Annotated in this window: 11 protein-coding genes and 1 other RNA gene; all 12 read left to right on the top strand. The window is 40.6% G+C overall.

What is annotated here, in order from left to right:
• Positions 1-303: 303 nt before the first annotated feature.
• Complete coding sequence (locus AB1488_08845; protein ID MEW6410197.1) at positions 304-2,529, top strand: transglycosylase SLT domain-containing protein; 2,226 nt, start codon at positions 304-306, stop codon at positions 2,527-2,529.
• 16 nt (positions 2,530-2,545) lie between these two features.
• The gene (locus AB1488_08850; GenBank protein MEW6410198.1) at positions 2,546-2,821 is read left to right on the top strand and encodes a hypothetical protein; all 276 of its coding nucleotides are present in this window, start codon (positions 2,546-2,548) and stop codon (positions 2,819-2,821) included.
• A gap of 2 nt (positions 2,822-2,823) precedes the next feature.
• On the top strand, positions 2,824-3,099 hold the full coding sequence (locus AB1488_08855) for a cell division protein ZapA (protein ID MEW6410199.1): 276 nt from the start codon (positions 2,824-2,826) through the stop codon (positions 3,097-3,099).
• Between the two features lie 56 nt (positions 3,100-3,155).
• Positions 3,156-3,334: non-coding RNA, 6S RNA (ssrS, locus tag AB1488_08860), on the top strand.
• A 374-nt stretch (positions 3,335-3,708) separates the two neighbouring features.
• On the top strand, positions 3,709-5,010 hold the full coding sequence (locus AB1488_08865) for a replication-associated recombination protein A (protein MEW6410200.1): 1,302 nt from the start codon (positions 3,709-3,711) through the stop codon (positions 5,008-5,010).
• Positions 5,004-6,566 carry a ribonuclease Y gene (gene rny, locus AB1488_08870; protein ID MEW6410201.1) on the top strand — a complete coding sequence of 521 codons (1,563 nt, stop codon included), beginning with the start codon at positions 5,004-5,006 and terminating at the stop codon, positions 6,564-6,566. The genes AB1488_08865 and rny overlap by 7 nt, the downstream gene beginning before the upstream one ends.
• On the top strand, positions 6,567-7,349 hold the full coding sequence (locus AB1488_08875; protein ID MEW6410202.1) for a TIGR00282 family metallophosphoesterase: 783 nt from the start codon (positions 6,567-6,569) through the stop codon (positions 7,347-7,349).
• A 151-nt stretch (positions 7,350-7,500) separates the two neighbouring features.
• Positions 7,501-7,713 (top strand): type II toxin-antitoxin system HicB family antitoxin, encoded by a 213-nt coding sequence (locus tag AB1488_08880; protein MEW6410203.1) that lies wholly within the window; start codon positions 7,501-7,503, stop codon positions 7,711-7,713.
• Between the two features lie 278 nt (positions 7,714-7,991).
• On the top strand, positions 7,992-9,161 hold the full coding sequence (locus AB1488_08885; GenBank protein ID MEW6410204.1) for an ATP-binding protein: 1,170 nt from the start codon (positions 7,992-7,994) through the stop codon (positions 9,159-9,161).
• Between the two features lie 7 nt (positions 9,162-9,168).
• Positions 9,169-10,074 carry a polyprenyl synthetase family protein gene (locus AB1488_08890; protein MEW6410205.1) on the top strand — a complete coding sequence of 302 codons (906 nt, stop codon included), beginning with the start codon at positions 9,169-9,171 and terminating at the stop codon, positions 10,072-10,074.
• A gap of 16 nt (positions 10,075-10,090) precedes the next feature.
• Complete coding sequence (gene dxs / locus AB1488_08895; GenBank protein ID MEW6410206.1) at positions 10,091-11,962, top strand: 1-deoxy-D-xylulose-5-phosphate synthase; 1,872 nt, start codon at positions 10,091-10,093, stop codon at positions 11,960-11,962.
• A 78-nt stretch (positions 11,963-12,040) separates the two neighbouring features.
• The coding region (locus AB1488_08900; GenBank protein MEW6410207.1) for a TlyA family RNA methyltransferase at positions 12,041-12,767 on the top strand (727 nt) is incomplete at its 3' end.

Below are 12,767 nucleotides of genomic sequence, written 5' to 3' on the forward strand. Positions count from 1 at the left end.
TCTCCATCCTTTTCTCCTCCTTTATAATGTTGGTAGACAACGGACTTTATGTCCGTTGAATTTTTCTAAATCAACGAGGATAAACCTCGTTGTCTACCAAATCAACGAGGATAAACCTCGTTGTCTACCTTTGTTTTATTTTACATCACTACCTTTTCATTCTGCAACATTTTGGGATGTATGATATTTATATGTCATAACGAAGTCAACCCAAAAATTTTAATAAAGCCAATAGAAAATCTTATAGAAAATCTATATTCCCCTTGAAATGTCTCTGGTTATTCCTGTAAAATCTTAGCCACGATGATAATCGGTGTTTTTTTAATCAGCATATTGCTTGTTTCTTCTCCTGTAGTTGCGGTTGAGCAAGAGGATACTCAAAAAAATTCCATTTCGGGAGATCTCAGAGGTGTAGGTATAGCTCCTGAGGAACTGCTCATGGAAGCGGTCACCAATTACAGAAATGGTAATCTCAAGGAGGCAGAGGAACGGCTGAAGGTTATAATCGAAAAGTCTATTTCTGATGATATATGGGGTAAGAGAGCAGTATTTTTGCTTGGAAAGTTATATATTGAAACACGAAGATACGAGGATGGAAGGGATTACCTTAAGTGGTCTATTAAAGGCTATCCTGAACTCTCTGATTACGCACTTTTTTACATAGCCGAAAGTTACAGTAAAGAGGTCAGAGAACAATCAACAGTAAACGGAGAACGAAGAACAAGTCTTCACAGGGCATTAGATACCTATCGTCTGTTAGAGGAAAGTCACCCCCGAAGCATCCTCGTAAGAGAAGCGCGGTTTAATGCAGCCTCTCTACTTTTTGAATCAGGAGATTATGCCTCCGCAAGGGCTTCATTTAATAAGTATCTCAATGGCATGACAGATAACAAGCTAACACTGGCTTACCTTCAAATCGGACGGTGTCTCATTAAAGAGGGTAACCCCCTTGAGGCATCTGAGGTTTTCAAACAACTATATATCAAATATCCCGAGACACCTGAGGCAGAGGAGGCAAAGAGAGAGAGCGATACGCTGGTAAAAGAAGGCATACAGATAAAAGAACCCTCAGCAGATGAACTTTTTAAAAGGGCTCAAAGACTATATGATCTGAATAACAACAGCAAGGCACTTGCTGAATTCAAGGATATATCTGAGAAGTTTCCTGATTATTATGCAAAGGATCAGGTAATGTTGAGGATGGGTATGACGATGTTTAGAATGAAGAGATGTGATGATGCTATTCCTCTTCTGTTAAGGACATACGAAGATAATCAAAATAAAGCCTCTGCTCCAGAGGCACTTTATTACCTTGCGAGATGTTACCAGAAGAAAGAGGATAAGGATAAGTTTATAAATACAGGGATACAGCTCATAACCGCTTATCCTACCAGCAGGCTCTCTCCAGCGATGTACATCCTCATGGCAGAGCATTACAGAAGAGAAGGAGATAGCGTAAAGTCTGAAGATACACTCATGAGATTACTGAGACAATATCCAAAAGAAGAAAAGACGGTAGAAAAGGCGCTCTGGATGATAGGGTGGATTCATTATCTCTCGGGGAAATACCATGAAGGGTTAAAGGTGATGGGGAATTTAATCGCTAAATTTCCTGATTCAAAAGACCTCCCTCAATATCTCTACTGGCAGGGGAGGATATACGAGAAGATAGGAAATAGAGAGGCAGCCGTCTCATCATATAAGAAACTTACACAGATAGCTCCCTATACATTTTATGGCTACAGGGTAGAGCACAGAGGACAGAGCACAGAGGACAGGGGAGTGAGGGGAAAGGATAATAATATCTCAATAGAAGGTAAATACTTCCCTAAAATAGAGGAACTAATTGTGGTAGGGCTTAGGGAGGAGGCTACAGCAGAACTCGATGTCCTCAGAGGTAGATTGAAAGATAAAGGTCAGATCAAAGAGGCAGGTGATATTTACCTGAGGCTCGGGGAATACAGAAAGGGTATAAATATTATAGAAAGGGGCTTTAACCTCAGAGCATGGGGAAACGATACAAAAATATGGAGATATGCATACCCATTGGGTTACTGGGAGGTGGTCAGACATTACGCTACGCAAAATGGTTTAGACCCTTATCTTGTTGCAAGCGTTATAAGGGAAGAGAGTCGTTTTGATCCAACTGCAGTCTCACCATCAGGTGCGATAGGTCTTATGCAGCTTATGCCATTTACAGGGGTAGAGGTTTCTAAGAAGCTTCGCTTGAACAATGCGTCTAAGATTCAGAGTCTATTTATTCCGAGGATAAATATCACACTTGGTACATGGTACCTGAAGCACCTTCTCGAAAGATTTAAAGGAGACCTTATCTTCAGCATAGCAGGTTATAATGCTGGACCTGAGGCGGTTGTCAGGTGGATAAATAAAAACAGGAATTTAACATCAGATGAATTCATTGAAGAGATACCATACAGTGAGACCAGAAACTATGTAAAGAATGTCCTTAAGAGTTATGCAGAATATAAGAGGATACATGGTGATAAAATAGTGAACAGTGAACAGTGAAAAATGAGGAGGGTATATGGATATAGAAAGGGTAAACATCCTTGGGGAACGTATAACAAAACTAATAGATGTCGTTAAGAAATTAAAGGAGACGAATACAGAACTTGAGACAAAACTAAAGACAACAGAAGAAGAACTTCTCAAAAAGAAAAAGGAACTTGAAAAAACCCTGCAAGAACTTTTACATGCAAAGAAGAATGAGGCAGAACTCTCTGAATTACTCAAAGAGCGTGGTATTATAAAAGAGAAGATTGAAGGGATATTACACAGATTAGAATCCCTGGAGATATAAAGATGGGTATAGTAAGCACAGAGGTAACGATACTCGGTCAGTGCTATACAGTAAAGGGTGAGGCAGATGAGGAATATATAAAGACTATCAGCAGGTATGTGGATAATAAGATGAAGGAACTTCATACACTGAATCCAAGACTTACGCAGCTCAAGCTCGCCATACTTACAGCGATAAATATTACAGATGAACTCTTCAAGATAAAAAATGAACAGGAGTTGCTTGATAGCATATTAAATGAGAAGACAAAGGACATATTTAGCCTGATTGAGGAGTAAGTAACTTTTTTCTTGAAGTTAAGCAAAATATCTGTTATAAATATAATAAAGCGAAAAGCTCCCTGCCTTGTTCGTGATAGGTGAGAGAGTTTGATCCGACAAATCAAAGACTTGGGAGCCCGTGTAAGAGAAGGTGTGAGCATGCCCTTCGGGGAAGCCTGATCCAATCTTCAGGGCACCCACCTGTCATAGACAGGGTCTAATTTCTTATCTACACGGCAAAGGCGGGGTATAATGATAAAATTGATGGATGGATAATATGATCGAGATAATAGCCGGGTCAATAACAATAAAAAAGATAATTTCACCACTTATTTTGTCTCGTAGTGGTGTTTGTTATAACATCTATGGAAAAGATTTGATGCCGATACCTGTTTATACTTCAGATACAGGTAGACGCACGACGCTAATCCGACTTTTCCGACCCTCAGCTCCATCCATCTAAAATATAATTAAAAATTCAAAATTGAAGAATCCTATGGCAAGACTGCAAGGTATCTAAATATTTTGTAAATTTTTGTTAGTTGTCATTCCTGCGAAAGCAGGAATCCAGTCTTTTGCTTTATTTTTCTGGATTCCCGCCTGCGCGGGAATGACATACGGAAAACAATGGACATTTTTGACATTCATAAGGAAAACAAAGAGGCACCCCTTGCATGGAGGATGCAGCCAAGGAGTATGGAGGAGTTTGTTGGGCAGGAACATATACTCGGAGATGGTAAACTTCTCAGACGGGCAATCGAGGCAGACAGAATATCATCTGTAATATTCTATGGTCCCCCTGGAACAGGGAAGACCGCTCTTGCACATATTATAGCCAAGAAGACACAGGCATTTTTTATATTTATTAATGCTGTTACCTCAGGAATAGCTGATATCAGAGAGGTGATCGCAGAGGCAAAAAGACAGTGGTTCAATTCAAAAAGAAGGACAATACTTTTTATCGATGAGATACACAGATTTAACAGGATTCAGCAAGATGCCCTTCTGCCAGATGTAGAAGAAGGTAATATCATCCTCATTGGTGCTTCTACACATAATCCATTTTTTTCCATCATCCCTCCACTCTCATCAAGGTCACAGATCTTCCAGTTTAAGCCACTCAGCCATCAAGATATAAGGGTGATTCTCGAGCGTGCACTCAATGATAAGGAAAGAGGGATGGGAAATTTTAAGGTCAAGATGGAGGAAAGGGCAATAGAACACCTTATTGTCTCATCAGAGGGAGATGCAAGAAAGGCACTTAATGCCCTTGAAATCGGCATACTCAGTACAGGACCAGATAAGAATGGTGTAATAATCTATGACCAGAAGGTTGCAGAAGAGTCCATACAGAAAAAGGTTGTAGTCTATAATGAAGATGCACACTATGACACCATATCTGCCTTTATAAAAAGTCTCAGGGGTTCTGACCCTGATGCGGCGATTTACTGGCTTGCAAAGATGATATATGCAGGTGAAGACCCTCTTTTTATAGCAAGAAGGATGATAATTGCTGCATCAGAGGATGTTGGTAATGCTGATCCGAATGCCCTTTCTCTGGCTATTTCAGCATTTCATGCAGTTGAGTCCATCGGTATGCCTGAAGGTAGAATTCCACTGGCGCAGGCTGCAATATATATAGCTACAGCCCCTAAAAGCAATGCATCATACACCGCCATAGAATCGGCAATGAAAGATGTCGAAGAAGGAAGGATGCTTCAGGTACCGGATCATCTTAAGGATTCACATTACAGGGGTGCGACAAGACTTGGTGCCGGTATAGGGTATAAATATCCTCATAACTATCCAGGGCATCATGTGAATCAGAGTTATATGCCAGAGAAAAGACATTATTACAATCCCTCTGATGAAGGGTACGAAAAGGAGATTAAAAACAGACTGAAGGGGAACTGGAGGAAAAGATGTTAAATTCGATGATGATTATCTATGTGCTTTTAGCATTGGCGGCTGGTTTCTTCATCGGCTGGTTCTTCCGTATTGAACAGATAAAAGCGAGGTTAAAAGACGCCGAAGAAAAAGCAAAGAGGATACTCCATGAGGCTGAGAAAGAGGCTGAGGCTCAGAAGAAGGAGGCTGTGCTCGAGGCAAAAGACAGGCTCTATCAGGCAAAGGCTGAGTTTGAAAAGGAGACGAGAGAAAGAAGGGCTGAGTTAACTAATCTTGAAAAACGGTTCATTCAAAGAGAGGAACACCTCGATAAGAAGTTAGACATCCTTGATAAGAGGGAGTCTGAACTGATGAAGAAGGAACGGGATATATTAAATCGTGAAAGGTCTATTGTTGAGAAGGAGGAGTCTTATAAGAAAATACTTCAGGAACAGAGGGAACTGCTTGAAAAGATATCAGGCATGAACTCTGTAGATGCGAAGAATGAACTGATGAGGCGTATAGAGGAGGAGACGAGATTTGAGGCAGCTAAGTTGATAAAAAGGGTGGAAGATGAGACAAAGGAGGTAGCCGATAAGAAGGCGAAGGAGATTATAGCACAGGCAATCCAGAGATATTCAAGTGATTATGTAATCGATGCAACGGTTACTGTAGTAAATCTACCAAATGATGAGATGAAAGGACGTATAATAGGTAGAGAGGGCAGGAACATAAGGGCACTTGAGAGTACTACTGGTATAGACCTTATTATAGATGATACACCCGAGGCTGTGATACTATCCGGTTTTGATTCCATACGCAGAGAGATTGCGAGGATTGCACTTGAAAGATTAATCTCTGATGGAAGAATCCACCCTGCCCGTATAGAAGAAATCGTTGAGAAAGTAAAGAAAGAGATAGAAGACAACATCAGAGAGGAGGGCGAAAAGGCTGTATTTGACCTTTCACTTCACGGTATCCACCATGAGATTGTAAGACTTCTGGGGAAACTGAGGTATAGAACAAGTTACGGGCAGAATGTCTTGGTGCATTCAAGGGAGGTTGCATACCTTGCAGGTATCATGGCAGGAGAACTCAAGGTAGATATAAAGCTCGCTAAACGGGCAGGACTTCTTCACGATATTGGGAAAGCTATGGATTATGAGGTAGAGGGTTCACATCCAGCGATAGGTGCTGACCTGGCAAAAAAATACGGAGAGAACCATAAGGTAATAAATGCAATAGCATCTCATCACGAGGATACAGAACCAGCAACTATAGAGGCTGTGCTTGTGTCTGCTGCGGATACACTCTCTGCATCAAGGCCTGGAGTAAGAAAAGAAACGCTCGAGAGCTATATCAAACGGCTTGAGAAACTCGAGGAAATTGCAAGATCCTTTAAAGGTGTTGAGAAGTGTTATGCCATACAGGCTGGGAGAGAGTTGAGGATAATGGTAAAACCTGACGATGTCTCGGATGTCCTTTCTGCACAGATAACAAGGGATATAGCACGGAAGATAGAAGGTGAACTTACATATCCAGGGCAGATAAAGGTGACTGTGATCAGGGAATTAAGATATGTGGAGTATGCAAAGTAGATGAAGATATTTTTTATCGGTGATATCGTGGGTGAGGCCGGGAGAAAGGCGGTCTCCCAATGGCTGGATAAGATCATTGACAGATATAATATTGATCTTGTGATAGCTAACGGAGAGAATGCAGCAGGTGGATTCGGTCTTACTTCAAAGATTATTGAAGATCTATTTTCTCAGGGTATTCATGTGATTACAACGGGTAATCATGTATGGGATAAGAAGGAACTGATTTCATGTATTGCAAATGAAAAACGGTTACTCAGACCTGCAAATTATCCAGATGGTGTTCCAGGAAATGGCAGCGCCGTAATAGAGACATCTCTTGGTGAAAAAGCAGTAATTATAAATCTCATGGGACGGGTATTTATGTTGCCGATAGATTGTCCTTTTAGAAAGGCAGAAGAAAAAATAACAGAGCTTAAAGCTATAACCCCCGTAATAATTGTAGACTTCCATGCTGAGGCAACATCCGAGAAGGTGGCTATGGGGTGGCACCTCGATGGGAAGGTAAGTGCGGTAATCGGAACACATACACATATACAGACTGCTGATGAGAAGATATTGCCTCGTGGTACTGCTTATATTACTGATATAGGTATGACAGGCCCAGCATACTCTGTTATCGGGATAAAAAAGGATATGATTATAGATAAATTTCTCACCTTTATGCCAAAGAGATTCGAGATGGCAAAAGGTCCAGTTCAGCTTGAGGGTGTTGTCTTTGAAGTAGATTCAAAGACAGGAAAGGCATTGAACTTACAAAGGATTCAACTCAAGTCGGAGTGATGCATATAGAGAATTAACAATTAAAAATTTTAGATCTTTCCAAAAAATTGGTAAAATTGCGATGATTCGACTTAGATGAGAGGAGTATTACCTTATCAGGTTAAACAAGTAAGAAACGTTATAGTGAAGTATAAACTCGGAGGGACTGTTGATGTATAAATACGAGATTATTATTTACTGGAGCAATGAAGACAATGCTTTTATAGCAGAAGTGCCTGAACTACCGGGCTGTATGGTTCATGGAGAAACTCCTGAAAAGGCATTAAAAAATGCCAAAGAAGCAATTCAATTGTGGATTGATACAGCAAAGGAATTCGGCGATACAATCCCCGAACCAAAAGGCAATAAACTGATATACGCATAAATATTTTGCCTATCACTCCAGCGGATGGCTGATAGCCACCGCACAGTTCAGGGCGTTATCTGACAAGGAATGCAAGAGTTGTAGTTCCAGATTATCCCCACTATATAACCCAAAGAGGTACAAATAAAACAACAATAAAGGGAGGAATCCATTGGAAAATGCCTGCATGATGTAACGTTCAGGGATGCTCAATACTTTAATGGCAGGCATGAAGGATCTGGCAGGCTTTTGGTAAATTCTATTTGACAAATAGTCTTACTTTTTGTAAAATAGCATCTATGATTAAGCCGCGATTGATATTAAATGAAGTTAAAGCCTATATTGACTCACCAGAGGCAATAATAATTACCGGAATGCGGCGAACAGGTAAAACTACGCTCCTAAAGAGTATATATAATGAAATTCCCGCGGAAAACAAACTCTTTTTAGACCTCGAAAATCCCTTGAACAGGAAATACTTTGAGGAAGAAAATTATGAGAGAATTAGGGCATCATTTGAATTCCTGGGAATTGATTTTACTCATAAGCCTTTTGTCTTTTTAGATGAAATACAGTTTGTGAAAAATCTGCCGTCTGTTGTCAAATATTTTATTGACCACTATAAAGTAAAGTTTTTTTTAACAGGCTCAGCGAGCTTTTATTTAAAAAATCTCTTTACAGAGTCACTATCGGGAAGGAAATATATATTTGAGCTTTTCGCTTTAACCTTTAGAGAATTTCTTGCCTTTAAAGAAAGTCCTTTAAAGATACCCGAGAATGCACAACATATAACCAGGTCTGCTTTTGACACAATCTCCACACTATATGATGAATATATGACTTTTGGAGGATTTCCCGGTGTTGTCTTAAAAACAAGCATCGAAGAAAAGAAGAAGGCGTTAGAAGATATCTTTACCTCTTTTTTCCAACTTGAAGTCCTACAGCTTGGAGATTTCCGCAAAAATAAGGTGATTCGTGATTTAATGCTGCTTTTGATGCAGCGGATAGGTTCAAAACTGGATGTTCAAAAAATTGCAAGTGACATGGGTATTTCACGCCCCACACTGAGTGAATATATTTCATTTCTGGAAGGCACCTATTTTATCAAGACTATAAGACCTTTCAGCATTGGAAAAGGCTCTGAGATTAGAAAGATGCCAAAAGTTTATCTCTGTGATACAGGACTGGCAAATCACTTTGTAAAACTTGATACAGGAAGACTCTTTGAAAATAGCATATTCCAAAACCTCAGGCTTAAAGGCGAACTTAATTACTATCAGAGAAAAAGTGGAGCAGAGATTGACTTTATTCTCAATAAGAAAAGGGTATATGAGGTAAAACTTAATCCACGGTTGTCAGATTTAAGAATGCTTAAAGAGTTGACTGCACAACTAAACCTGGAGGAATTCAAAATAGTCTCAAAAAATTTCAGTGGAATGGAAAACATTTTGTACGGCTTTATGGTATAATTAGTTTATGGATATAAAGGCTTATCTCGAAGATCTAAAAAACCTCATTGATACCTTTCTTGAAAGTGTGATTCCACCATCTAACTGCTATCCCGAGGCCCTGCATAATTCTATCAGATATAGCCTTTTTGCAGGAGGTAAAAGACTGAGACCTATTCTTACCATCGCTGCATTTGAAGCTGTGAAAGAAAAGTCGTGCGACTCAAGAAACAGATCACTACTCTCAGTGGCGTCTGCGATGGAGCTTATACATACATATTCCCTTATTCACGATGACTTACCCGCTATAGATGACGATGACTACAGAAGGGGAGTTCCAACAAACCACAAGGTATTCGGTGAGGCAATAGCTATACTTGCTGGCGATGCATTACTTACGATGGCTTTTTTACTTCTCTCTAATAAGGAGTATACCTGTGATGTTCCACCCCATAGAGTAATAGAAATAGTCAGTGAGATTAGCGAGGCTGCTGGAAATTTTGGTATGGTAGGAGGGCAGGTGGTAGATATAATCTCTGAAGGCAAGGAGATCGATTTTGATACCCTACATTATATCCATACCCACAAGACAGGTGCACTTATAAGGGCGTCAGTGAGGGTAGGTGGTATCCTATCAGAAGCCAATGAGTCACAGATGGAGGCACTGACAACCTATGGAAAATCAATAGGACTTGCTTTCCAGATTGCGGATGATATACTCGATATAGAAGGTATAGATGAGGAAATGGGGAAAAGTACAGGTAGTGATGTAGCAAAAAATAAGAAGACATACCCGGCAGTTATAGGAATTGAGGATTCCAAGCTCAAGGCTGAAGAACTTAGGGATACCGCAATAGAGGCTATAAGTATCTTTGGTGATTATGCTGACCCGTTGAGGGGGATTGCAGAGTTTGTAGTACACCGCAGGAAATAATTCGGGGGTGGTAAAAATGGGATTACTTGATTCTATAAATTTACCTGACGACTTAAAAAGACTCTCAAGGGATCAACTACATGAGATTGCTGAGGAGATTAGAGAACGGATTATAGATGTGGTTTCAAAGAATGGAGGACACCTCGCATCAAATCTTGGTGTTGTTGAATTAACAATAGCCATCCATTATGTTTTTGACCTCCCGAAAGATAAGGTGATATGGGATGTAGGACATCAGGCATATGCCCATAAACTACTGACAGGCAGAAAAGATAGTTTCTCAACCCTCCGTCAATATAACGGTATAAGTGGTTTTCCAAGAAGAGAGGAGAGCCCCTATGATATATTCGGGACAGGACATAGCAGCACATCCATATCTGCAGCACTCGGACTCGCAGAGGCGAGAGATAGAAAAGGAGAAACACATAAGGTCTTAGCAGTTATTGGCGATGGTGCGATGACCGCAGGTATAGCATTTGAAGGATTAAACCAGACAGGACATCTAAAAAAGGATATTATAGTTATACTCAATGACAATGAGATGTCCATTTCACCAAATGTTGGTGCCCTATCGTCTTACCTTAACAGGATTTTGACAGGTGATATATCAACAAGGATCAGAAAGAAGACCGAATCACTGCTTAAGAGCATACCTATGGTTGGTGAGCCGATGCTTAAGGTGGCAAAGCTTGCAGAAGATACTATAAAAGGACTCATCACACCAGGTATGCTTTTTGAGGAACTTGGATTTGAGTATATCGGTCCGATAGATGGGCATCGTGTTGATATCCTTATCGATACCTTTGAGAATATTAAGAAATGGAACTCACCTATACTCATTCATGTACTTACCAAAAAAGGGAAGGGATATAAACCAGCGGAGGATAATCCATCGAGATACCATGGTGTATCCCCTTTTGTGGTAGAAACAGGGGAACCAAGAAAGAGACATAACCTACCTTCTTATAGCGAGGTGTTCGGTGATACCTTAATAAAACTTGCTAAAAAGGATAGCCGGATTATTGGTATAACAGCGGCGATGCCTGAAGGAACGGGTCTTGATAGATTTGCAAAGATATTTCCTGAGAGGTTCTTTGATGTCGGGATTGCAGAGCAACATGCCGTTACTTTTGCTGCAGGGCTTTCAGCCGAAGGTATGTTACCTGTAGTGGCTATATACTCTACCTTTCTTCAGAGGGCGTACGACCAGGTGCTTCATGATGTATGTCTACAGAATCTCTCTGTTACATTTGCAATGGACAGAGCAGGTATTGTAGGAGACGACGGACCAACCCATAATGGCCTTTTTGATATTGCTTATCTCAGACACCTGCCCAACATGATAGTAATGGCGCCAAAGGATGAAGATGAACTTCAGCACATGCTCAAGACTGCAATTTTACACGAGGGACCTACTGCCTTGAGATACCCGAGAGGGTTGGCAGTTGGTGTTACAATGGATGAGGAACCAAAGACCCTTGAGATAGGCAGGGCAGAGATGCTTAAGGATGGAAGCGATGCGGTGATAATTGCTATTGGTAATATGGTGATTCCATCTCTTGAGGCATCAAGGATACTTGAGGCTGAAGGTATAAGTGTGGCGGTTATAAATGCCCGCTTTGTAAAACCGTTGGATAAAGAAGTTATATTAAACTTTGCGAGAAAAACAGGAAAAGTAATAACGGTTGAAGAGCATGCGCTTGAAGGAGGATTCGGGAGTGCTGTGCTGGAATTGCTTGCAGACAATCATATGAATAATCTGGTTGTTAAGAGAATGGGTCTTGAGAACTGTCTTATCCCACATGGTAGCCAGGCGATTCTTAGAGAAAAGTGTGGGCTAAATGTAGAGTGTATTGCTGATACTGTGAGGTCTTTGTTAGCCGTTTGATACTAAAAATAATGGCTCATGACGGATTAACCCCCTCACCTTAATCCTCTCCCCAAGGGGAGGGGTTTAACTAAAAGAATGAAGGAACGCCTTGACAAAATCCTTGTAGGGAAGGGACTTGCTGAGAGTAGAGAGAAAGCACGGGCACTTATTATGGAAGGGAAGGTTTTTGTTAATGGAATGAGAATTTCAAAGGCAGGTACATTTCTCCCTCTGGATACAACGATCGAAATCAGAGGTAATTTGCACCCTTATGTTAGCCGTGGAGGGATAAAACTTCAATCAGCCATTGAATCTTTTAATATTGATGTATCTGGAAAGATAGCGATAGATGTAGGTACATCTACAGGAGGATTCACAGACTGTCTGCTTTCCTTTGGAGCAAAGAAGGTCTATGCAGTAGATGTAGGTTATGGGCAGATTGCATGGAGATTGAGGAATGACCCTCGTGTTATCCCTATTGAGAGAACTAACATACGATATATTGACCCTTCTCTGATAAAAGACAAGATCGATATTGCAGTAATTGATACCTCGTTTATTTCTCTGGAGAAGGTTCTTCCACCTGTGGTTAATCTTGTTAAAAACAACGGTGAGATGATTGCCCTTATAAAACCACAGTTTGAAGTGGGTAAAGGTGAAGTTGGTAAAGGGGGGATCGTTAAGGAGGAAAACAAAAGGAGGAAAGTTTTAGAAAAGATAAAGGAGCTGGCAGAGAAACTCATCCTCGAGGTAAAGGGACTTATTCAATCCCCTATTACGGGGAGAGAAGGCAATATCGAGTATCTGATATACCTGAAAAAGA

The sequence above is a fragment of the Nitrospirota bacterium genome, assembly GCA_040756155.1.
In the GTDB taxonomy this organism is placed as follows: domain Bacteria; phylum Nitrospirota; class Thermodesulfovibrionia; order JACRGW01; family JBFLZU01; genus JBFLZU01.

What these genes read in the sequence shown, in the direction of transcription:
- dxs (MEW6410206.1), top strand. Translation starts at nt 10,091, where the DNA reads ATGGGATTACTTGATTCTATAAATTTACCTGACGACTTAAAAAGACTC.
- AB1488_08885 (MEW6410204.1), top strand. Translation starts at nt 7,992, where the DNA reads ATGATTAAGCCGCGATTGATATTAAATGAAGTTAAAGCCTATATTGAC.
- rny (MEW6410201.1), top strand. Translation starts at nt 5,004, where the DNA reads ATGTTAAATTCGATGATGATTATCTATGTGCTTTTAGCATTGGCGGCT.
- AB1488_08845 (MEW6410197.1), top strand. Translation starts at nt 304, where the DNA reads ATGATAATCGGTGTTTTTTTAATCAGCATATTGCTTGTTTCTTCTCCT.
- AB1488_08890 (MEW6410205.1), top strand. Translation starts at nt 9,169, where the DNA reads ATGGATATAAAGGCTTATCTCGAAGATCTAAAAAACCTCATTGATACC.
- AB1488_08880 (MEW6410203.1), top strand. Translation starts at nt 7,501, where the DNA reads ATGTATAAATACGAGATTATTATTTACTGGAGCAATGAAGACAATGCT.
- AB1488_08855 (MEW6410199.1), top strand. Translation starts at nt 2,824, where the DNA reads ATGGGTATAGTAAGCACAGAGGTAACGATACTCGGTCAGTGCTATACA.
- AB1488_08865 (MEW6410200.1), top strand. Translation starts at nt 3,709, where the DNA reads ATGGACATTTTTGACATTCATAAGGAAAACAAAGAGGCACCCCTTGCA.
- AB1488_08850 (MEW6410198.1), top strand. Translation starts at nt 2,546, where the DNA reads ATGGATATAGAAAGGGTAAACATCCTTGGGGAACGTATAACAAAACTA.
- AB1488_08875 (MEW6410202.1), top strand. Translation starts at nt 6,567, where the DNA reads ATGAAGATATTTTTTATCGGTGATATCGTGGGTGAGGCCGGGAGAAAG.